Below are 21471 nucleotides of genomic sequence, written 5' to 3'. Positions count from 1 at the left end.
GTTTTCATGTATGATACGCGCCCCATTTCGTTGCCCGACTGTCCGAGAACACCCCATGCAGCTCTCTTCGCTCACTGCGGTTTCCCCTGTTGACGGCCGCTACGCCGGCAAAACCCAGGCCCTGCGCCCGATTTTCAGCGAGTACGGCCTGATCCGTGCCCGCGTCCTGGTTGAAGTGCGCTGGCTCCAGCGCCTGGCCGCCCACCCCGCCATCAGTGAAGTCCCGGCGTTTTCCGCCGAAGCCAACGCGGTGCTGAACGCCCTGGCGGACAACTTCGCACTGGAACACGCCGAGCGCGTCAAAGAGATCGAGCGCACCACCAACCACGACGTCAAGGCGATCGAGTACCTGCTCAAGGAGCAGGCGGCCAAGCTGCCGGAACTGGCCAACGTCAGCGAATTCATCCACTTCGCCTGTACCAGCGAGGACATCAACAACCTGTCCCACGCCCTGATGCTGCGTGAAGGCCGCGATGATGTAATGCTGCCGCTGATGCGCCAGACCGCCCAGGCGATCCGCGAGTTGGCGATCCGCTTCGCCGACGTACCGATGCTGTCGCGCACCCACGGTCAACCGGCTTCGCCGACCACCCTGGGCAAGGAACTGGCAAACGTGGTGTACCGCCTGGAGCGCCAGATCGCCCAGGTTGCCGCCGTGCCGCTGCTGGGCAAGATCAACGGCGCCGTGGGCAACTACAACGCCCACCTGTCGGCCTACCCGGACATCGACTGGGAAGCCAACGCCCGCGCCTTCATCGAAGACGAACTGGGCCTGGGCTTCAACCCGTACACCACCCAGATCGAGCCGCACGACTACATCGCCGAGCTGTTCGACGCGATCGCGCGCTTCAACACCATCCTGATCGACTTCGACCGCGACATCTGGGGCTACATCTCCCTGGGCTACTTCAAGCAGCGCACCATCGCCGGCGAAATCGGTTCCTCGACCATGCCGCACAAGGTCAACCCGATCGACTTCGAAAACTCCGAAGGCAACCTGGGCATCGCCAATGCGCTGTTCCAGCACCTGGCGAGCAAACTGCCGATCTCACGCTGGCAGCGTGACCTGACGGACTCCACCGTGCTGCGCAACCTGGGCGTGGGCTTTGCCCACAGCGTTATCGCCTACGAAGCCAGCCTCAAGGGCATCAGCAAGCTGGAACTGAACGAGCAGAAGATCGCCGCCGACCTGGACGCCTGCTGGGAAGTCCTCGCCGAGCCGATCCAGACCGTGATGCGTCGCTACAACATCGAAAACCCCTACGAAAAGCTGAAAGAACTGACCCGTGGCAAGGGCATCAGCCCTGAAGCGTTGCAGACTTTCATCGATGGCCTGGACATGCCTGCGCAAGCACGCGCCGAGCTGAAACAGCTCACCCCGGCCAACTACATCGGTAACGCAGCGGCCCAGGCCAAGCGCATCTGATCCACTGCGCCGCCCTGAGACGCCCGGCCGCGCCGGGCGTTTTTATTCGCGTCTGAAAAGTAATTTTTTTCAATAGGTTACACATGAATCCTGATATTCCTCTGCAACTCCTGGGCGGCATCACGGCACGGGAGTTCCTGCGCGACTACTGGCAGAAAAAACCGCTGCTGATCCGCCAGGCCATTCCTGACTTCGAAAGCCCCATCGATGCCGACGAACTGGCCGGCCTGGCCCTGGAAGAAGAAGTCGAATCGCGCCTGGTGCTCGAGCACGGCGAGCGCCCCTGGGAGCTGCGTCGCGGCCCGTTTGCCGAAGACGAATTCAGCAAACTGCCGGAACGCGAGTGGACCCTGCTGGTACAAGCGGTCGATCAGTTCGTGCCGGAAGTCAGCGAGCTGCTGGAACACTTCCGCTTCCTGCCGAGCTGGCGCATCGACGACGTGATGATCAGCTTCGCCGCCCCAGGTGGCAGCGTGGGTCCGCATTTCGATAACTACGACGTGTTCCTGCTGCAGGGCCATGGCAAGCGCAACTGGAAAATCGGTCAGATGTGCGACTCCGAGAGCCCGCTGCTGCCCCACGCCGACCTGCGCATCCTGGCCGATTTCCAAGCTACCGACGAGTGGGTCCTGGAACCGGGCGACATGCTCTACCTGCCGCCGCGCCTGGCCCATTGCGGCGTGGCCGTGGATGACTGCATGACCTACTCCGTGGGTTTCCGCGCACCCAGCGCCGCCGAAGTGCTGACCCACTTCACCGACTTCCTCAGCCAGTTCCTGCCGGACGAAGAGCGCTACACCGACGCCGACGCGCGCCCGGTGGCCGACCCGCACCAGATCCAGCACGACGCCCTCGACCGCCTCAAGGGCTTGCTCGCCGAGCACATGAGCGACGAGCGCCTGCTGCTGACCTGGTTCGGCCAGTTCATGACCGAGCCGCGCTACCCGGAACTGGTGGTCGGCCCCGAGCTGGAAGAGGACGACCTGCTGGCCGGCCTGGAACAAGGCGCCGTGATCATCCGCAACCCGAGCGCCCGCCTGGCCTGGTCGGAAGTCGATGACGACCTGCTGCTGTTCGCCAGCGGCCAGAGCCGCTACCTGCCGGGCAAGCTGCGCGACCTGCTGAAAATGATCTGCGCCGCTGACGCCCTGCACATCGAGAACCTCGGCCCATGGCTGGCCGATGAAGACGGTCGCGGGCTGATCTGCGAGCTGGTCAAGCAAGGGAGCCTGGGTTTCGCCGATGAATAAAATTCACGTTCGTGTCGCAGACTGGCAAAAGGATAACGCCGAGATCCGGCGCATTCGTGAAGCGGTGTTCATTGCCGAGCAATCCGTACCACCCGAGTTGGAATGGGACGCCGATGACCAGGACGCCGTGCACTTCCTGGCGTTCGAAGGCGACTTCCCCATCGGCACCGCCCGCCTGTTGTCCGACGGCCATATCGGCCGCGTCTCGGTCCTCAAGGACTGGCGCGGGCTGAAGGTCGGTGACGCCTTGATGCACGCGGTGATCGAGCAAGCCGAGCAGCGTGGGCTCAAGCAACAGATGCTCAGCGCCCAGGTGCATGCCACACCGTTCTATGAGCGGCTGGGCTTTGCGGTGGTCAGCGAGGAATTCCTTGAAGCCGGGATTCCTCATGTGGACATGGTGCGTCACTCGGCCTGAAGAAGCCCGTCGCCACAGGAGCCTCAAGCTGCTCAAGAAAACGCCCCGCCATCCACCGATGCCGGGGCGTTTTGCCGTCTACCCTTCAACTTACCCCACCCCAGGCCGACAAACTGGCAATATCAAGCCTTCGTCCCCCGGAGAAATGGAATGTCCCTACGCACCCTGCTGACCACCCTGCTGCTCGGCTGCAGCCTGTCGGTGATGGCCGACACACAAATCGTGCCACTGAACTACCGCACCAGCGCCGACCTGCTGCCGGTGGCGCAGAATTTCATTGGCAAGGACGGCCAGGTCAGCGCCTACGGCAATCAATTGATCGTCAATGCCGCGCCGGGCAAGATCGAGGAACTGCGGCAATTCCTCGCCCAGCTGGACACCGCGCCCAAGCGCCTGTTGATCACGGTCGACACCAACGAAAACAACCTCCAGGGCGACCAGAGCTACTCCATCAACGGCGCCGCGCCCAGCCAGACGCGCATCATCAACCGCAGCACCGCCAGCCGTGACGGCGGCGTGCAGCAGGTGCAAGCCAGCGAAGGCCAGCCGGCACTGATCCAGGTGGGCCAGAGCGTGCCGTTCACCAGCAACCAGACCGACAACTACGGCCGCATGCAAAGCCAGACCGAATACCGCAACGTCACCCAGGGGTTCTATGTCACCGCCAGCGTCACCGGCGAGACCGTGCACCTGAGCATCAGCACCAACCGTGACCGCATGAGCCAGGAACGTCCCGATGTAGTGAACGTGCAAAGTACCGACACAACCGTCAGCGGACGCCTGGGCGAATGGATCACCCTGGCCGGTGTGAATCGCGAGACCCAGGCCGATAAACAGGGCCTGACCCGCAGCTACTCGACCCAGGGCCGCGATGACATGATTCTGCGGGTCAAGGTCGACACCCTGAACTGAAGCACCAAAAACTGACTGATGAGTCGTATTAGACCAAAGATGTAGTGCTCAAAAAAAAGCACTACAAAACGTTTGACGCGCTAAAAAACCGAAGGCATGATGGCCTCGCTCCCGCTAATCAGGGGCCCTGGCAAGGGCCTTCGGGTCGACGCTTGCAACTACCCTGCGAGCCGATTCGTGTCTGTACCGCCCACAAGGTGTGTTTGACGAGGTTGCGACTGGAACGAAGTTGTCCCGAGGGACGGAAGCGTACTAGGTAACCCGGCATCACTCTGAGTCCGTATAAAGGCCCACGACGCCTGCATGCGCCCGCAGCTCGCCCCTACCTGCTCACTTTCCCCTCGAGCCCATCGTTCATCCCGTCGCCGCCCCGCCTCAACCGACTTGTGCGCCCGGCCCCCTGGCCAGCGAGCAGCCTGCTTCGCCAATGATTGGCGCCGTGGGCAGGAGCACTGTCCACCCCCGAACGATTTTCTTTACAAGACGCGACGAGGTTTATCTCCATGGCACTGACACGCGAACAGCAAATTGCAGCCCTTGAAAAAGACTGGGCTGAAAACCCACGCTGGAAAGGCGTGAAGCGCAATTATTCCGCTGCTGACGTCGTCCGTCTGCGTGGCTCGGTTCAACCTGAGCACACCTTTGCGAAACTCGGCGCCGAAAAGCTGTGGAACCTGGTCACCCAGGGCGCCAAGCCATCCTTCCGTCCCGATAAAGATTTCGTCAACTGCATGGGCGCCCTGACCGGCGGCCAGGCGGTGCAGCAAGTCAAGGCCGGCATCCAGGCGATCTACCTGTCGGGCTGGCAAGTGGCCGCGGACAACAACTCCGCCGAGTCGATGTACCCTGACCAGTCGCTGTACCCGGTGGATTCGGTTCCAACCGTGGTCAAGCGCATCAACAACTCGTTCCGTCGCGCCGACCAGATCCAGTGGAAAGCCGGCAAGAACCCGGGCGACGAAGGCTACATCGACTACTTCGCACCGATCGTGGCTGACGCCGAAGCCGGTTTCGGCGGCGTCCTGAACGCCTACGAGCTGATGAAGAGCATGATCGAGGCAGGCGCCGCCGGCGTTCACTTCGAAGACCAACTGGCTTCGGTGAAAAAATGCGGCCACATGGGCGGCAAGGTACTGGTGCCGACCCAGGAAGCCGTGCAGAAGCTGACCGCTGCCCGCCTGGCCGCCGACGTTGCCGGTGTACCGACCATCATCCTGGCTCGTACCGACGCCAACGCCGCTGACCTGCTGACCTCCGACTGCGACCCGTACGACCAGCCGTTCGTGACTGGCACTCGCACCCAGGAAGGTTTCTACAAGGTCCGCGCCGGCCTCGACCAGGCCATCGCCCGTGGCCTGGCCTACGCGCCGTACGCCGACCTGATCTGGTGCGAAACCGCCAAGCCGGACCTGGACGAGGCTCGTCGCTTCGCCGAAGCGATCAAGAAGGAATACCCGGACCAACTGCTGTCGTACAACTGCTCGCCTTCCTTCAACTGGAAGAAAAACCTGGACGACGCGACCATCGCCAAGTTCCAGCGCGAACTGTCCGCCATGGGCTACAAGCACCAGTTCATCACCCTGGCCGGCATTCACAACATGTGGCACAGCATGTTCAACCTGGCGCACGACTACGCCCGCAACGACATGACGGCCTACGTGAAGCTACAAGAGCAGGAGTTCGCCGACGCCTCCAAGGGCTACACCTTCGTGGCTCACCAGCAGGAAGTGGGCACCGGCTACTTCGACGACATGACCACCGTGATCCAGGGTGGCACTTCGTCGGTCACCGCGCTGACCGGTTCGACCGAAGAAGAACAGTTCCACTGATTCACCCATGAACGGCCCTTGCGGACCGAATAAAAGCTAACCGCAAAGCCGATGATCTGACGCCCCGACTGGTTCGGGGCTTTTTTTCGCCTACGCTTCAGGAAAACCACCAAACCTTGTGGGAGCGAGCCTGCTCGCGATGGCGCCAGCACCTTCAACATCAATGCAAGCTAATGCACCGCTATCGCGAGCAGGCTCGCTCCCACAGGAAAAAAAGGCGACTGCACAAAAAATTGATCGAACGCAGCAACAGGCAGTCAGAAAAAGAGTAAAACGGCCGGCGCTGACAGGTGCAGTAGTGGCCCTGCAAGAAAAGTTCTCAGCTACTGCGCCGGGTAATGGATGAAAAGCCCGGGCAAACAATAATAATTGTCATTTGAAAATCTTTATCATTGTTGCACCCTGCACGAAATATTATCGATGAATAAGCGGCCAACGCCCGCTGGGCCGGGGCTGCGCAGCCTCGGAGACGCGCTATGTCCTTATTCCAATAAATAATTTCGCTATAGGAATTTTACTTGCCCGGTGTTTAGCCATAAAATCACCGCGATTGATTGCTGCGACATATCGTCACTGCGTTATTTCTTTTCAAGCTCAGAGGCCCTTGCCCTCTGTTAAGGATTTCCAGCATGCCCGAAGCGACAGGACTCATGGCCCACAACTGGGGCTTTGCCATTTTCCTTCTGGGCGTTGTCGGCCTGTGTGCCTTCATGCTCGGTGTGTCGAGCCTGCTCGGGTCAAAAGCCTGGGGCCGCAGCAAAAACGAACCGTTCGAGTCCGGCATGCTACCCACCGGTGGCGCCCGCTTGCGGCTCTCAGCCAAATTCTATCTGGTCGCGATGCTCTTCGTGATCTTCGATATCGAAGCCCTCTTTCTCTTTGCCTGGTCTGTGTCCGTCCGCGAAAGCGGCTGGACCGGATTCGTCGAAGCTCTCGTTTTCATAGCAATTCTGTTGGCAGGTCTTGTCTACCTTTACCGGGTGGGGGCACTTGATTGGGCTCCGGAAGCTCGGCGCAAGCGGCAAGCGAAGCTGAAACAATGAGGCTTTGGCAATGCAATACAATCTCACCAGGATCGACCCCGATGCTCCTAACGAGCAGTACCCCATTGGCGAACGGGAAACCGTCTCCGATCCGTTAGAAGATCAAGTCCACAAGAACATCTTCATGGGCAAGCTCGAAGACGTGCTGAACAGCACGGTCAACTGGGGTCGCAAGAACTCCCTGTGGCCGTACAACTTCGGCCTTTCGTGCTGCTACGTGGAAATGACCACCGCCTTCACGGCGCCCCACGACATCGCGCGCTTTGGCGCCGAAGTGATCCGGGCGTCGCCGCGCCAGGCGGATTTCATGGTTATCGCTGGCACGCCGTTCCTGAAAATGGCCCCTATCATCCAGCGCCTGTATGAACAGATGCTGGAGCCCAAGTGGGTCATCTCCATGGGTGCCTGCGCCAATTCCGGCGGCATGTACGACATTTATTCCGTGGTCCAGGGAGTCGACAAGTTTCTCCCGGTGGATGTCTACGTGCCTGGCTGCCCGCCCCGTCCCGAAGCGTTCCTGCAAGGCTTGATGCTGCTGCAGGAATCCATCGGACAGGAACGTCGCCCGCTGTCCTGGGTCGTCGGCGATCAAGGCGTATACCGCGCCGACATGCCGTCGACAAAGGTAGAGCGCCGCGAACAGCGAATCGCAGTCACCAACCTGCGCAGCCCCGACGAAGTCTGATCCAGCTCTGTTCCTGAACAAGAAACGAGAACCTGGCTTCATTCTTTACGTTGACCGAAAGCGATAAATAACCATGACTACAGGCAGTGCTCTGTACATCCCGCCTTACAAGGCAGACGACCAGGATGTGGTCGTCGAACTGAACAACCGCTTTGGCGCCGAGGCGTTCACCGCCCAGGCCACCCGCACCGGCATGCCGGTGCTGTGGGTTGCCCGCGCCAGGCTCATCGAAGTCCTGACCTTCCTGCGCAACCTGCCCAAGCCGTACGTCATGCTCTATGACCTGCACGGCGTGGACGAGCGGCTGCGCACCAAGCGTCAAGGGCTGCCGGACGCCGACTTCACCGTGTTCTACCACCTGCTGTCGGTGGAGCGTAATAGTGACGTAATGATCAAGGTCGCCTTGTCCGAGAGCGACCTCAGTGTGCCGACCGTGACCGGCATCTGGCCGAACGCCAACTGGTACGAACGCGAAGTCTGGGACATGTTCGGCATCGACTTCCCCGGCCACCCGCACCTGACGCGCATCATGATGCCGCCGACCTGGGAAGGTCACCCGCTGCGCAAGGATTTCCCGGCCCGCGCCACCGAATTCGACCCGTACAGCCTGTCCCTGGCCAAGCAACAGATCGAGGAAGAAGCCGCACGCTTCAGGCCGGAAGACTGGGGCATGAAGCGTTCGGGCGCCAACGAGGACTACATGTTCCTCAACCTGGGCCCGAACCACCCTTCGGCCCATGGTGCCTTCCGCATCATCCTGCAGTTGGACGGCGAAGAGATCGTCGACTGCGTCCCGGACATCGGCTACCACCACCGTGGTGCCGAGAAGATGGGCGAGCGCCAGTCCTGGCACAGCTACATCCCCTACACCGACCGCATCGACTACCTCGGCGGGGTGATGAATAACCTGCCTTACGTGCTCTCGGTGGAAAAACTGGCGGGCATCACCGTGCCGGATCGGGTCAACGTGATCCGCATCATGATGGCCGAGTTCTTCCGCATCACCAGCCACCTGCTGTTCCTGGGTACCTACATCCAGGACGTCGGCGCGATGACGCCGGTGTTCTTCACGTTCACCGACCGCCAGAAAGCCTACACCGTGATCGAAGCGATCACCGGTTTCCGCCTGCACCCGGCCTGGTACCGCATCGGTGGGGTTGCCCACGACCTGCCACGGGGCTGGGAAAAGCTGGTCAAGGATTTCACCGAGTGGATGCCCAAACGCCTGGACGAATACACCAAGGCCGCCCTGCAGAACAGCATCCTCAAGGGCCGTACCATCGGCGTGGCCGAATACAACACCCAGCAGGCGCTGGATTGGGGTGTCACCGGCCCGAGCCTGCGTGCCACCGGCCTGGACTTCGACCTGCGCAAGGCCCGCCCTTACTCCGGCTACGAGAACTTCGAGTTCGAAGTGCCGCTGGCGGCCAACGGCGATGCCTACGACCGCTGCATGGTCCGCGTCGAAGAAATGCGCCAGAGCGTCAAGATCATCGAACAATGCATGCGCAACATGCCGGCAGGCCCGTACAAGGCGGATCACCCGCTGACCACGCCGCCACCGAAAGAACGCACGCTGCAACACATCGAGACCCTGATCACGCACTTCCTGCAGGTTTCGTGGGGCCCGGTCATGCCGGCCAACGAGTCCTTCCAGATGATCGAAGCGACCAAGGGCATCAACAGTTATTACCTGACGAGCGACGGCGGCACCATGAGCTACCGCACCCGGATTCGCACCCCAAGCTACCCGCACCTGCAGCAGATCCCTTCGGTGATCAAAGGCAGCATGGTCGCGGACTTGATCGCGTACCTGGGTAGTATCGATTTCGTTATGGCCGACGTGGACCGCTAAGCATGAACAGCACGCTTATCCAGACAGACCGTTTCGCCCTCAGCGAAACCGAGCGCTCGGCCATCGAGCACGAGCTGCATCACTACGAAGACCCGCGCGCGGCGTCGATCGAAGCCCTGAAGATCGTCCAGAAGGAACGCGGCTGGGTGCCGGACGGCGCGCTCTACGCCATCGGCGAGATCCTCGGCATCCCGGCCAGCGACGTCGAAGGTGTCGCGACCTTCTACAGCCAGATTTTCCGCCAGCCCGTGGGCCGCCACATCATTCGCGTCTGCGACAGCATGGTCTGCTACATCGGCGGCCACGAGTCGGTGGTCGGCGAGATCCAGAGCAAGCTGGGCATTGGCCTGGGCCAGACCACCGCCGACGGCCGCTTCACGCTGCTGCCGGTGTGCTGCCTGGGCAACTGCGACAAGGCACCGGCGCTGATGATCGACGACGACACCTTTGGTGACGTCAAGCCGGATGGCGTCGCCAAACTGCTGGAGGGCTACGTATGACCCTGACTTCCTTCGGGCCCGCCAACCGCATCCAGCGTTCGGCCGAAACCCATCCACTGACCTGGCGCCTGCGCGACGACGGCGAGGCCGTGTGGCTGGACGAATACCAGGCCAAGAACGGCTATGCCGCCGCGCGCAAGGCGTTCGCCGACATGGCCGCGGACGACATCGTCCAGACCGTGAAGGACGCGGGCCTCAAGGGCCGCGGCGGCGCGGGCTTCCCCACGGGAGTGAAGTGGGGCCTGATGCCCAAGGACGAATCCATCAATATCCGCTACCTGCTGTGCAACGCGGATGAAATGGAGCCCAACACCTGGAAGGACCGCATGCTGATGGAGCAACTGCCCCATCTGCTGATCGAAGGCATGCTGATCAGCGCCCGTGCGCTGAAAACCTACCGTGGCTATATCTTCCTGCGCGGCGAATACACCACCGCCGCCAGGCACCTCAACCGTGCCGTTGAAGAAGCCAAGGCCGCCGGCCTGTTGGGCAAGAACATCCTGGGTTCGGGTTTTGATTTCGAGCTGTTCGTCCACACCGGTGCCGGGCGCTACATCTGCGGCGAAGAAACCGCGCTGATCAACTCCCTTGAAGGCCGCCGCGCCAACCCGCGCTCCAAGCCGCCCTTCCCTGCCGCTGTCGGCGTGTGGGGCAAGCCGACCTGCGTGAACAACGTCGAGACGCTGTGCAACGTACCAGCGATCATTGCCGACGGCGTGGACTGGTACAAATCCCTGGCCCGTGATGGCAGCGAAGACATGGGCACCAAGCTCATGGGCTTCTCCGGCAAGGTCAAGAACCCGGGCCTGTGGGAGCTGCCATTCGGCGTCACCGCTCGCGAGCTGTTCGAAGACTACGCCGGCGGCATGCGCGACGGCTATAAACTCAAGTGCTGGCAGCCTGGCGGCGCCGGTACCGGCTTCCTGTTGCCGGAACACCTGGACGCGCAAATGTACGCCGGCGGCATCGCCAAGGTCGGCACCCGCATGGGTACCGGCCTGGCCATGGCGGTGGATGACAGCGTCAACATGGTCTCCCTGCTGCGCAACATGGAACAGTTTTTCGCCCGTGAATCCTGCGGTTTCTGCACCCCTTGCCGCGATGGCCTGCCCTGGAGCGTCAAGCTGCTGATGGCCATCGAGAACGGTGAAGGCCAGCCCGGCGACATCGAGACCCTGCTGGGCCTGGTGGGTTTCCTCGGCCCAGGCAAGACCTTCTGTGCTCACGCACCGGGTGCCGTGGAGCCGTTGGGCAGCGCGATCAAATACTTCCGCCCTGAATTCGAGGCCGGCATCGCGCCAACCCGCGCCGGTGATCTCAATCAGGTGGTCTCGCCGACCATGGTCGGCGCGTAACGACGCTTTAAAAAGGCAAAGGGTCCGTGCCCTTCGCCTTTCGTCCGATGACGCCTTTCACCGAGGCTGTTTGGATTCGGACCAATGACAAGATTCCATTAGCCACGCCCGCTGACACCGGGCCAACGAAGAACTTTGAACCATGGCCACTATCCACGTAGACGGCAAAGAGCTCGAAGTCGATGGCGCAGACAACCTGTTACAGGCATGTCTGTCGCTGGGCCTCGACATTCCTTATTTCTGCTGGCACCCCGCCCTTGGCAGCGTTGGCGCCTGTCGCCAGTGCGCGGTCAAGCAGTACACCGACGAAAACGACAAGCGTGGTCGGATCGTCATGTCCTGCATGACCCCCGCCACCGACGGCAGCTGGATCTCCATCGACGACGAAGAAGCGAAAGTGTTCCGCGCCAGCGTCGTCGAATGGCTGATGACCAACCACCCTCACGACTGCCCGGTCTGTGAGGAAGGCGGCCACTGCCACCTGCAAGACATGACCGTGATGACCGGCCACAACGAGCGCCGTTATCGCTTCAAGAAACGCACCCACCAGAACCAGCAACTGGGCCCGTTCATCTCCCACGAGATGAACCGCTGCATCGCCTGCTACCGCTGCGTGCGTTACTACAAGGATTACGCCGGCGGTACCGACCTGGGCGTATTCGGCGCCCACGACAACGTGTACTTCGGTCGCGTTGAAGACGGCACCCTGGAAAGCGAGTTCTCCGGCAACCTCACCGAGGTCTGCCCGACCGGTGTGTTCACCGACAAGACCCACTCCGAGCGCTACAACCGCAAGTGGGACATGCAGTTCTCGCCAAGCATCTGCCACGGCTGCTCCAGCGGTTGCAACATCAGCCCGGGCGAGCGCTACGGTGAACTGCGTCGCATCGAGAACCGCTACAACGGTTCGGTGAACCAGTATTTCCTCTGCGACCGTGGCCGCTTCGGCTATGGCTACGTCAACCGCACCGACCGTCCGCGCCAGCCGCTGCTGGCAGACGGCACCAAGCTGAGCCTGGATCAGGCATTGGACAAGGCCGCCGAGCTGCTGCGCGGACGCAACATCGTTGGCATCGGCTCGCCACGGGCCAGCCTGGAAAGCAACTACGCGCTGCGTGAACTGGTCGGTGCCGAGCACTTCTACAGCGGCATCGAAGCCGCTGAGCTGGAACGCCTGCGCCTGGTGCTGCAAGTGCTCAAGGACAGCCCGCTACCCGTGCCGACGATGCGTGACATCGAAGACCACGACGCAGTCTTCGTCCTCGGCGAAGACCTGACCCAGACCGCCGCGCGCATGGCCCTGGCCCTGCGCCAGTCGGTCAAGGGCAAGGCCGAGGCCATGGCCGACGCCATGCGCGTCCAGCCTTGGCTCGACGCCGCCGTGAAGAACATCGGCCAGGACGCGCTGAACCCGCTGTTCATTGCCAGCCTCGCCGAAACCAAGCTCGACGACGTCGCCGAAGAATGCGTTCACGCTGCGCCTGACGACCTGGCCCGCATCGGCTTTGCCGTGGCCCACGCCCTGGACGCCAGCGCCCCGGCCGTCGAAGGCCTGGACAGCGAAGCCGCCGCCCTGGTCCAGCGCATCGCCGACGCCCTGCTCGCGGCCAAGCGCCCCTTGATCATCGCCGGCACCTCCCTGGGTTCCAAGGCGTTGATCGAAGCCGCCGCCAACATCGCCAAGGCCCTGAAGCTGCGCGAGAAAAACGGCTCCATCAGCCTGGTCGTGCCGGAAGCCAACAGCCTCGGCCTGGCCATGCTCGGTGGCGAATCGGTCGATGCCGCCCTGCAAGCGGTGATCGACGGCAACGCCGACGCCATCGTGGTGCTGGAAAACGACCTCTTCACCCGCACCGATAACGCTCGTGTGGACGCTGCGTTGAACGCCGCGAAAGTGCTGATCGTCGCCGACCACCAGAAGACCGCCACCACCGACCGCGCCCACTTGGTGCTGCCGGCGGCGAGCTTCGCTGAAGGCGACGGTACGCTGGTCAGCCAGGAAGGTCGCGCCCAGCGCTTCTTCCAGGTCTTCGACCCGCAATACCTGGATGCAAGCATCCTGGTCCACGAAGGCTGGCGCTGGCTGCACGCCCTGCGCGCGACCCTGCTCAACCAGCCGATCGACTGGACGCAGCTGGATCACGTCACCGCCGCCGTGGCTTCGAGCAGCGCGCAACTGGCCGGCATTGTCGACGCCGCGCCGTCGGCCGCGTTCCGCATCAAGGGCCTGAAACTGGCCCGTGAACCGCTGCGCTACTCCGGCCGCACGGCCATGCGCGCCAACATCAGCGTACATGAGCCGCGCACCCCGCAAGACAACGACACCGCGTTCGCCTTCTCCATGGAAGGTTACTCGGGCTCCGCCGAACCGCGCTCGCAAGTGCCGTTCGCCTGGTCGCCGGGCTGGAACTCGCCGCAAGCCTGGAACAAGTTCCAGGACGAAGTCGGTGGTCACCTGCGTGCCGGTGACCCGGGCACCCGCCTGATCGAAAGCCAGGGCGATGGCCTCAGCTGGTTCGCCAGCGTGCCGCGCGCCTTCAACCCGGCGCCGGGCACCTGGCAGGTGGTGCCGTTCCATCACCTGTTCGGCAGCGAAGAGAACTCGTCCAAGGCCGCGCCGGTACAGGAACGCATCCCGGCCGCCTACGTGGCGCTGGCCAAGTCCGAAGCCGATCGCCTGGGCGTCAACGACGGTGCCCTGCTGAGCCTGAGCGTGGCCGGCCAGACCCTGCGTCTGCCACTGCGTATCAATGAAGCATTGGGCGCCGGCCTGGTAGCCTTGCCGGCCGGCCTGGCGGGCATCCCGCCAGCGGTATTCGGCAAAACCGTCGACGGTCTGCAGGAGGCAGCGCAATGACCTGGTTCACCCCTGAAGTGATCGATGTGATCCTGACGGTCATCAAGGCCATCGTGGTGCTGCTGGCCGTGGTGGTCTGCGGTGCACTGCTGAGCTTCGTCGAACGTCGCCTGCTGGGCTGGTGGCAGGACCGCTACGGTCCGAACCGCGTCGGCCCGTTCGGCATGTTCCAGATCGCCGCCGACATGGTCAAAATGTTCTTCAAGGAAGACTGGACGCCACCGTTTGCCGACAAGGTGATCTTCACCCTGGCACCGGTCGTGGCCATGAGCGCCTTGCTGATTGCCTTCGCGATCATCCCGATCACCCCGACCTGGGGCGTGGCGGACCTGAACATCGGCCTGCTGTTCTTCTTCGCCATGGCCGGCCTGTCGGTGTACGCAGTGCTGTTCGCCGGCTGGTCGAGCAACAACAAGTTCGCCCTGCTCGGCAGCCTGCGGGCCTCGGCCCAGACCGTGTCCTACGAAGTGTTCATGGGCTTGTCGCTCATGGGCATCGTGATCCAGGCCGGCTCGTTCAACATGCGCGACATCGTCGAGTACCAGGCGCAGAACCTGTGGTTCATCATTCCGCAGTTCTTCGGTTTCTGTACCTTCTTCATCGCCGGCGTGGCCGTGACTCACCGTCACCCCTTCGACCAGCCGGAAGCGGAACAGGAACTGGCCGACGGTTACCACATTGAATACGCCGGCATGAAATGGGGCATGTTCTTCGTTGGCGAATACATCGGCATCATCCTGATCTCGGCGTTGCTGGTGACGCTGTTCTTCGGTGGCTGGCACGGTCCGTTCGGCATCCTGCCGCAACTGTCCTTCGTCTGGTTCGCCTTGAAGACCGCGTTCTTCATCATGCTATTCGTCCTGCTGCGCGCCTCGATCCCGCGCCCACGCTACGACCAGGTGATGGACTTCAGCTGGAAATTCTGCCTGCCGCTGACCCTGATCAACATGCTGGTGACCGCTGCGATCGTTTTGATGAACGCGCCGGCCGCGGTTCAGTGAGGATTTGACCCATGTTCAAATATATTGGCGACATCGTTAAGGGTACCGGTACCCAACTGCGAAGCCTGGTCATGATCTTCGGCCATGGCTTTCGCAAGCGCGACACCCTGCAATACCCCGAAGAGCAGGTCTATCTGGCACCGCGTTATCGCGGCCGCATCGTGCTGACCCGCGACCCCGACGGCGAAGAACGCTGCGTAGCGTGCAACCTGTGCGCCGTGGCTTGCCCGGTGGGCTGCATTTCGTTGCAGAAAGCCGAAACCGAAGACGGTCGCTGGTACCCGGACTTCTTCCGCATCAACTTCTCGCGCTGCATTTTCTGCGGCCTCTGCGAGGAAGCATGCCCGACCACCGCGATCCAGCTCACGCCGGATTTCGAAATGGCGGATTTCAAACGTCAGGACCTGGTGTACGAGAAAGAAGATTTGCTGATTTCCGGTCCCGGTAAAAACCCTGATTACAACTTCTATCGTGTTGCAGGTATGGCGATTGCCGGTAAGCCCAAAGGCGCCGCGCAGAACGAAGCCGAACCGATCAACGTGAAGAGCTTGCTGCCTTAAGGAAGAAAGATGGAATTCGCTTTCTATTTCGCATCGGGTATCGCGGTGGTGTCCACGCTTCGTGTGGTCACCAACACCAACCCCATACATGCCCTGCTCTACCTGATCATTTCGCTGATCGCCGTGGCCATGACCTTCTTCGCCCTCGGCGCGCCGTTTGCCGGTGCGCTGGAAGTGATCGCCTACGCCGGCGCCATCATGGTGCTGTTCGTGTTCGTGGTGATGATGCTGAACCTGGGCCCGGCCTCGGTTCAGCAGGAGCGCAACTGGCTCAAGCCCGGCATCTGGGCAGGCCCGGTAATCCTCGCCGCCCTGCTGCTGGGTGAACTGCTGTACGTGCTGTTCGCTCACCAGAGCGGCCAGGCCATCGGCCACGCCACCGTAGGTCCGAAAGCCGTGGGCATCAGCCTGTTCGGCCCGTACCTGCTGGTGGTCGAACTCGCCTCGATGCTGCTGCTTGCCGCAGCCGTCACGGCGTTCCATTTGGGCCGTAACGAGGCGAAGGAGTAATCACATGCCTGCTATCCCTCTCGAACATGGCCTGGCGGTTGCCGGCATCCTGTTCTGTCTCGGTCTGGTCGGCCTGATGGTCCGCCGCAACATTCTGTTCGTGCTGATGAGCCTGGAGGTCATGATGAATGCCTCCGCCCTGGCCTTCATCGTCGCGGGCGCTCGCTGGGCGCAACCGGATGGACAGATCATGTTCATCCTGGTGATCAGCCTGGCAGCCGCCGAGGCCAGTATCGGCCTGGCGATTCTGTTGCAGCTGTATCGCCGCTTCCACACTCTGGATATTGACGCTGCCAGTGAGATGCGCGGATGAACCTGATCTTTCTGACTTTCGTATTTCCCCTCATCGGTTTCCTGCTGCTGTCGTTTTCACGCGGCCGCTTCTCGGAAAACCTCTCGGCGCTGATCGGTGTCGGCTCCATCGGCCTGTCGGCGATTGTCGCCGCCTACGTGATCTGGCAGTTCAACGTCGCGCCACCCGAGGGTGGTCACTACACCCTGGTGCTGTGGCGCTGGATGGCGGTGGAAGGCTTCACGCCGAACTTCGCCCTGTACATCGACGGCCTGTCGATCACCATGCTTGGCGTCGTGGTCGGTGTGGGTTTCCTGATCCACCTGTTCGCCTCATGGTACATGCGCGGTGAAAACGGCTACTCGCGGTTCTTCGCCTACACCAACCTGTTCATCGCCAGCATGCTGTTCCTGGTGCTCGGCGATAACCTGTTGTTCCTGTACTTCGGCTGGGAAGGCGTGGGCCTGTGCTCGTACCTGTTGATCGGTTTCTACTACAGCAACCGCAACAATGGTAACGCGGCACTCAAGGCGTTCATCGTCACCCGCATCGGCGACGTGTTCATGGCCATCGGCCTGTTCATCCTGTTCCAACAGCTGGGCACGCTGAATATCCAGGAACTGCTGGTCAAGGCACCCGAGCACTTCAAGGTCGGCGACTTCTGGATCGTCCTTGCGACCCTGATGCTGCTGGGCGGCGCGGTCGGTAAATCCGCGCAACTGCCACTGCAGACCTGGCTGGCGGACGCGATGGCCGGCCCGACCCCGGTGTCGGCGCTGATCCACGCCGCGACCATGGTCACCGCGGGCGTCTACCTGATCGCCCGTACCCACGGCCTGTTCGCCCTGGCGCCGGACATCCTGCACCTGGTCGGCATCGTCGGTGGCGTGACCCTGGTGCTGGCCGGTTTTGCCGCACTGGTGCAGACCGACATCAAGCGCATCCTCGCCTACTCGACCATGAGCCAGATCGGCTACATGTTCCTGGCCCTGGGCGTCGGTGCCTGGGAAGGCGCGATCTTCCACCTGATGACCCACGCCTTCTTCAAGGCCCTGCTGTTCCTTGCCTCCGGTGCGGTGATCGTTGCCTGCCACCACGAGCAGAACATCTTCAAGATGGGTGGCCTGTGGAAGAAACTGCCGCTGGCCTACGCCAGCTTCATCGTTGGCGGCGCGGCCCTGGCGGCCTTGCCATTGGTCACCGCCGGCTTCTACTCCAAGGACGAGATCCTCTGGGAAGCGTTCGCCAGCGGTAACCAGGGCCTGCTCTATGCCGGCCTGGTGGGTGCGTTCATGACCTCGCTGTACACCTTCCGCCTGATCTTCATCGCGTTCCACGGTGAAGCCAAGACCGAAGCCCACGCCGGCCACGGCATTGCCCATTGGCTGCCGCTGTCGGTGCTGATCGTGCTGTCGACCTTCGTCGGCGCCATGATTGCCCCGCCACTGCACGGCGTGCTGCCGCAGAGCGTCGGCCATGCCGGCGGCGAAGCCAAGCACAGCCTGGAAATCGCCTCGGGCGCCATCGCCCTGGCGGGCATCCTGCTGGCCGCCCTGCTGTTCCTGGGCAAGCGTCGTTTCGTCACGGCGATCGCCAACAGCGGCCTCGGCCGTGTGCTTTCGGCCTGGTGGTTCGCCGCCTGGGGCTTCGACTGGATCTACGACAAACTGTTCGTCAAGCCATACCTTGCGATCAGCCACATTCTGCGCAAAGACCCGCTCGACCAGACCATTGGCCTGATCCCGCGCATGGCCAAGGGCGGCCACACGGCCCTGAGCCGTACCGAGACCGGTCAACTGCGTTGGTATGCGGCTTCCATGGCGGCTGGCGCCGTGCTGGTTATCGGCGCCATCGTGCTGGTAGCGGTCTGATATGAACCTTGCGAACTTGCGAAAGGAAACGAGCCCGTCATGATTCTGCCCTGGCTAATCCTGATCCCCTTCATCGGCGGCCTGCTGTGCTGGATCGCGGAGCGCTCCAGCTCCACGCTCCCGCGCTGGATTGCGCTGCTGACCATGTCCCTGGAACTCGCGCTCGGCCTCTGGCTGTGGGCGACCGGCGACTTCTCATTTGCCCCGGCGCCTGGCGCCAACCCGACCTGGGCGCTTGAATTCAAGCACCTGTGGATCGCGCGCTTCGGCATCAGCGTGCACCTGGCCCTCGACGGCCTGTCGCTGCTGATGATCCTGCTGACCGGCCTGCTGGGTATCCTCTCGGTACTCTGCTCCTGGAAAGAGATCCAGCGTCACGTCGGTTTCTTCCACCTGAACCTGATGTGGATCCTGGGCGGTGTCGTCGGCGTGTTCCTGGCGCTCGACCTGTTCATGTTCTTCTTCTTCTGGGAAATGATGCTGGTGCCGATGTACTTCCTCATCGCGCTCTGGGGTCACAGTTCTTCGGACGGCAAGAAAACCCGGATCTACGCGGCGACCAAGTTCTTCATCTTCACCCAGGCTTCCGGCCTGATCATGTTGGTGGCGATCCTGGGCCTGGTGCTGGTCAACTTCAACAACACCGGCGTGATTACCTTCAACTACGCCGACCTGTTGAAAGTGCAGATGTCGCGCACCACCGAGTACGTGCTGATGCTGGGCTTCTTCATCGCCTTCGCGGTGAAGCTGCCGGTGGTGCCGTTCCACTCCTGGCTGCCGGACGCCCACGCCCAGGCGCCGACCGCAGGTTCCGTGGACCTGGCCGGTATCCTGCTGAAAACGGCGGCCTACGGCCTGCTGCGCTTTGCCCTGCCGATGTTCCCCAACGCTTCGGCCGAGTTCGCGCCCATCGCCATGACCCTGGGCCTGATCGGGATTTTCTACGGTGCGTTCCTGGCGTTCGCCCAGACCGACATCAAGCGCCTGATCGCCTTCTCCAGTGTCTCGCACATGGGCTTCGTGCTGATCGGGATCTACTCCGGCAGCCAGCTCGCCCTGCAAGGCGCGGTGATCCAGATGCTCGCCCACGGCTTGTCGGCGGCGGCACTGTTTATCCTCAGCGGCCAATTGTACGAGCGCCTGCACACCCGGGACATGCGCGAAATGGGCGGCATCTGGTCGCGCATCGCCTACCTGCCGGCCATCAGCCTGTTCTTCGCCGCCGCCTCCCTGGGCTTGCCGGGTACCGGCAACTTCGTCGGCGAGTTCCTGATCCTGATCGGCTCGTTCGTCAGCGCGCCATGGATCACGGCCATCGCGACGTCTGGTCTGGTGTTCGGTTCGGTCTACTCGCTGATCATGATCCACCGCGCCTACTTCGGTCCGGCCAAGTCGGACGAAGTGCTGCGTGGCATGGACGGTCGCGAACTGATCATGGTGCTTGGCCTTGCGGTGCTGCTGGTGTACCTCGGCGTTTCCCCGCAACCGTTCCTCGACACCTCTGCCGCCACGATGCATGGCGTGCAGCAGTGGCTCGGCACCGCCTTCTCTCAACTCGCTTCGGCCCGGTAAGAGCGCTATGGAATTCACGATTCAACACTTTATCGCGCTTGCGCCGCTGTTGATCACCAGCGCCACGATCATCGTGGTGATGCTGGCGATCGCCTGGCGGCGCAATCACTCACAGACCTTCCTGCTTTCGGTGGCGGGGCTGAACCTGGCCCTGCTGTCGATTTTGCCGGCGCTTAAAGTCGCGCCACTGGCGGTCACGCCGCTGATCCAGATCGACAGCTTCGCCTGCCTGTACATGGCGCTGATCCTGGTCGCCACCCTGGCTTGCGTCACCCTCGCCCACGCCTACCTCGGCGATGGCGGTTCGGGTTACCCGGGCAACCGCGAAGAGCTGTACCTGCTGATCCTGATGGCCGCCGCCGGTGGCCTCGTCCTGGTCAGCGCGCAGCACCTGGCCAGCCTGTTCATCGGCCTGGAACTGCTGTCGGTGCCGGTCTACGGCCTGGTGGCCTATGCCTTCTTCAACAAGCGCTCCCTGGAAGCCGGCATCAAGTACATGGTGCTGTCGGCGGCCGGTTCCGCGTTCCTGTTGTTCGGCATGGCCCTGCTCTACGCCGAAGCCGGGACCCTGAGCTTCACCGGCATCGGCCAGGCCCTGGCGGCCACCGGCCTGCCAAGCCCGATCGCGCAACTGGGCCTGGGCATGATGCTGATCGGCCTGGCATTCAAGCTGTCGCTGGTGCCGTTCCACCTCTGGACCCCGGACGTCTACGAAGGCGCCCCGGCGCCGGTGGCGGCGTTCCTGGCCACCGCCTCGAAAGTGGCGGTGTTCGCGGTGATGGTGCGGTTGTTCCAGATCTCGCCCGTGGCCAACAGCGGTGTGTTGAGCAACGTACTGACCGTCATCGCCATCGCGTCGATCCTGTTCGGTAACCTGCTGGCGCTGACCCAGAGCAACCTCAAGCGTCTGCTGGGTTACTCGTCCATCGCCCACTTCGGCTACCTGCTGATCGCCTTGATCGCCAGCAAGGGCCTGGCGATGGAAGCCATCGGCGTGTACCTGGTCACCTACGTGATCACCAGCCTCGGCGCGTTCGGCGTGATCACCCTGATGTCCTCGCCTTACAAGGGCCGCGACGCCGATGCCCTGTACGAATACCGTGGCCTGTTCTGGCGCCGCCCGTACCTGACCGCCGTGCTGACCGTGATGATGCTGTCCCTGGCCGGTATCCCGCTGACCGCCGGCTTCATCGGCAAGTTCTACATCATCGCCACCGGCGTCGAGGCCCACCAGTGGTGGCTGGTCGGCTCCCTGGTGCTGGGCAGTGCCATCGGCGTGTTCTACTACCTGCGCGTCATGGTCACCCTGTACCTGATGGAACCGAACCTGCGTCGCCACGACGCCGAACTGCACTGGGAGCAAAAGGCAGGCGGCGTGATGCTGCTGGCCATCGCCCTGTTGGCGTTCTTCCTCGGCGTGTACCCGCAGCCATTGCTGACCCTGGTCCAGCAAGCGGGCCTGGCGGGCTGATCGCCTGGCTTCGTCGCTGTGAAAAAACCCGTATCGCGAGATGCGGGTTTTTTTTATGGTGCGC

18 protein-coding genes are annotated in these 21471 nt (G+C 62.4%); all 18 read left to right on the top strand.

Annotated elements, in window-relative coordinates:
* Positions 1-55: 55 nt before the first annotated feature.
* Entirely contained in the window at positions 56-1426 is a 1371-nt protein-coding gene (purB, locus tag J7E36_RS18005) for an adenylosuccinate lyase (RefSeq protein ID WP_215005631.1), read from the top strand.
* A gap of 83 nt (positions 1427-1509) precedes the next feature.
* The gene (locus J7E36_RS18000; RefSeq protein ID WP_215005628.1) at positions 1510-2676 is read left to right on the top strand and encodes a cupin domain-containing protein; all 1167 of its coding nucleotides are present in this window, start codon (positions 1510-1512) and stop codon (positions 2674-2676) included.
* A complete protein-coding gene (locus tag J7E36_RS17995) occupies positions 2669-3094 on the top strand; it encodes a GNAT family N-acetyltransferase (RefSeq protein ID WP_215005625.1) in 426 nt (141 codons plus the stop codon). The genes J7E36_RS18000 and J7E36_RS17995 overlap by 8 nt, the downstream gene beginning before the upstream one ends.
* A 150-nt stretch (positions 3095-3244) precedes the next feature.
* The gene (locus J7E36_RS17990; protein WP_215005622.1) at positions 3245-4006 is read left to right on the top strand and encodes a secretin N-terminal domain-containing protein; all 762 of its coding nucleotides are present in this window, start codon (positions 3245-3247) and stop codon (positions 4004-4006) included.
* A gap of 503 nt (positions 4007-4509) precedes the next feature.
* The gene (gene aceA / locus J7E36_RS17985) at positions 4510-5835 is read left to right on the top strand and encodes an isocitrate lyase (protein WP_215005619.1); all 1326 of its coding nucleotides are present in this window, start codon (positions 4510-4512) and stop codon (positions 5833-5835) included.
* A 629-nt stretch (positions 5836-6464) separates the two neighbouring features.
* The gene (locus tag J7E36_RS17980) at positions 6465-6878 is read left to right on the top strand and encodes an NADH-quinone oxidoreductase subunit A (protein WP_030141323.1); all 414 of its coding nucleotides are present in this window, start codon (positions 6465-6467) and stop codon (positions 6876-6878) included.
* A gap of 10 nt (positions 6879-6888) precedes the next feature.
* Positions 6889-7563 carry a NuoB/complex I 20 kDa subunit family protein gene (locus tag J7E36_RS17975; protein ID WP_215005617.1) on the top strand — a complete coding sequence of 225 codons (675 nt, stop codon included), beginning with the start codon at positions 6889-6891 and terminating at the stop codon, positions 7561-7563.
* Positions 7564-7636: 73 nt separating this feature from the next.
* Entirely contained in the window at positions 7637-9418 is a 1782-nt protein-coding gene (gene nuoC, locus J7E36_RS17970; RefSeq protein ID WP_215005614.1) for an NADH-quinone oxidoreductase subunit C/D, read from the top strand.
* A 2-nt stretch (positions 9419-9420) separates the two neighbouring features.
* Entirely contained in the window at positions 9421-9918 is a 498-nt protein-coding gene (nuoE, locus tag J7E36_RS17965; RefSeq protein WP_186709765.1) for an NADH-quinone oxidoreductase subunit NuoE, read from the top strand.
* A complete protein-coding gene (gene nuoF / locus J7E36_RS17960) occupies positions 9915-11273 on the top strand; it encodes an NADH-quinone oxidoreductase subunit NuoF (RefSeq protein ID WP_215005611.1) in 1359 nt (452 codons plus the stop codon). Before nuoE ends, nuoF begins: the two co-directional genes overlap by 4 nt.
* Before the next feature lie 142 nt (positions 11274-11415).
* Positions 11416-14130 carry an NADH-quinone oxidoreductase subunit NuoG gene (nuoG, locus tag J7E36_RS17955; RefSeq protein ID WP_215005608.1) on the top strand — a complete coding sequence of 905 codons (2715 nt, stop codon included), beginning with the start codon at positions 11416-11418 and terminating at the stop codon, positions 14128-14130.
* Entirely contained in the window at positions 14127-15131 is a 1005-nt protein-coding gene (gene nuoH / locus J7E36_RS17950) for an NADH-quinone oxidoreductase subunit NuoH (RefSeq protein ID WP_215005605.1), read from the top strand. The genes nuoG and nuoH overlap by 4 nt, the downstream gene beginning before the upstream one ends.
* Before the next feature lie 11 nt (positions 15132-15142).
* A complete protein-coding gene (gene nuoI / locus J7E36_RS17945; RefSeq protein ID WP_215005602.1) occupies positions 15143-15691 on the top strand; it encodes an NADH-quinone oxidoreductase subunit NuoI in 549 nt (182 codons plus the stop codon).
* Positions 15692-15700: 9 nt separating this feature from the next.
* Positions 15701-16201 (top strand): NADH-quinone oxidoreductase subunit J, encoded by a 501-nt coding sequence (gene nuoJ / locus J7E36_RS17940; RefSeq protein WP_215005599.1) that lies wholly within the window; start codon positions 15701-15703, stop codon positions 16199-16201.
* A 4-nt stretch (positions 16202-16205) separates the two neighbouring features.
* Entirely contained in the window at positions 16206-16514 is a 309-nt protein-coding gene (gene nuoK / locus J7E36_RS17935; protein ID WP_003180046.1) for an NADH-quinone oxidoreductase subunit NuoK, read from the top strand.
* The gene (gene nuoL / locus J7E36_RS17930; protein ID WP_215005596.1) at positions 16511-18364 is read left to right on the top strand and encodes an NADH-quinone oxidoreductase subunit L; all 1854 of its coding nucleotides are present in this window, start codon (positions 16511-16513) and stop codon (positions 18362-18364) included. Before nuoK ends, nuoL begins: the two co-directional genes overlap by 4 nt.
* A 39-nt stretch (positions 18365-18403) precedes the next feature.
* Entirely contained in the window at positions 18404-19936 is a 1533-nt protein-coding gene (nuoM, locus tag J7E36_RS17925; protein ID WP_215005593.1) for an NADH-quinone oxidoreductase subunit M, read from the top strand.
* 7 nt (positions 19937-19943) lie between these two features.
* Positions 19944-21407: an NADH-quinone oxidoreductase subunit NuoN gene (gene nuoN, locus J7E36_RS17920; protein ID WP_215005590.1), complete on the top strand. Its 1464-nt coding sequence runs from the start codon at positions 19944-19946 to the stop codon at positions 21405-21407.
* Positions 21408-21471 lie beyond the last annotated feature (64 nt).

Origin of the sequence: Pseudomonas fluorescens (genome assembly GCF_018614775.1) — a bacterium.
GTDB lineage: Bacteria > Pseudomonadota > Gammaproteobacteria > Pseudomonadales > Pseudomonadaceae > Aquipseudomonas > Aquipseudomonas fluorescens_BY.
This window is presented reverse-complemented; position numbering and strand designations above follow the sequence as displayed.

What these genes read in the sequence shown, in the direction of transcription:
- nuoM (WP_215005593.1), top strand. Translation starts at nt 18,404, where the DNA reads ATGATTCTGCCCTGGCTAATCCTGATCCCCTTCATCGGCGGCCTGCTG.
- J7E36_RS18000 (WP_215005628.1), top strand. Translation starts at nt 1,510, where the DNA reads ATGAATCCTGATATTCCTCTGCAACTCCTGGGCGGCATCACGGCACGG.
- nuoL (WP_215005596.1), top strand. Translation starts at nt 16,511, where the DNA reads ATGAACCTGATCTTTCTGACTTTCGTATTTCCCCTCATCGGTTTCCTG.
- J7E36_RS17990 (WP_215005622.1), top strand. Translation starts at nt 3,245, where the DNA reads ATGTCCCTACGCACCCTGCTGACCACCCTGCTGCTCGGCTGCAGCCTG.
- J7E36_RS17980 (WP_030141323.1), top strand. Translation starts at nt 6,465, where the DNA reads ATGCCCGAAGCGACAGGACTCATGGCCCACAACTGGGGCTTTGCCATT.
- aceA (WP_215005619.1), top strand. Translation starts at nt 4,510, where the DNA reads ATGGCACTGACACGCGAACAGCAAATTGCAGCCCTTGAAAAAGACTGG.
- nuoK (WP_003180046.1), top strand. Translation starts at nt 16,206, where the DNA reads ATGCCTGCTATCCCTCTCGAACATGGCCTGGCGGTTGCCGGCATCCTG.
- purB (WP_215005631.1), top strand. Translation starts at nt 56, where the DNA reads ATGCAGCTCTCTTCGCTCACTGCGGTTTCCCCTGTTGACGGCCGCTAC.
- nuoI (WP_215005602.1), top strand. Translation starts at nt 15,143, where the DNA reads ATGTTCAAATATATTGGCGACATCGTTAAGGGTACCGGTACCCAACTG.
- nuoF (WP_215005611.1), top strand. Translation starts at nt 9,915, where the DNA reads ATGACCCTGACTTCCTTCGGGCCCGCCAACCGCATCCAGCGTTCGGCC.
- nuoJ (WP_215005599.1), top strand. Translation starts at nt 15,701, where the DNA reads ATGGAATTCGCTTTCTATTTCGCATCGGGTATCGCGGTGGTGTCCACG.
- nuoH (WP_215005605.1), top strand. Translation starts at nt 14,127, where the DNA reads ATGACCTGGTTCACCCCTGAAGTGATCGATGTGATCCTGACGGTCATC.
- J7E36_RS17975 (WP_215005617.1), top strand. Translation starts at nt 6,889, where the DNA reads ATGCAATACAATCTCACCAGGATCGACCCCGATGCTCCTAACGAGCAG.
- J7E36_RS17995 (WP_215005625.1), top strand. Translation starts at nt 2,669, where the DNA reads ATGAATAAAATTCACGTTCGTGTCGCAGACTGGCAAAAGGATAACGCC.
- nuoE (WP_186709765.1), top strand. Translation starts at nt 9,421, where the DNA reads ATGAACAGCACGCTTATCCAGACAGACCGTTTCGCCCTCAGCGAAACC.
- nuoC (WP_215005614.1), top strand. Translation starts at nt 7,637, where the DNA reads ATGACTACAGGCAGTGCTCTGTACATCCCGCCTTACAAGGCAGACGAC.
- nuoN (WP_215005590.1), top strand. Translation starts at nt 19,944, where the DNA reads ATGGAATTCACGATTCAACACTTTATCGCGCTTGCGCCGCTGTTGATC.
- nuoG (WP_215005608.1), top strand. Translation starts at nt 11,416, where the DNA reads ATGGCCACTATCCACGTAGACGGCAAAGAGCTCGAAGTCGATGGCGCA.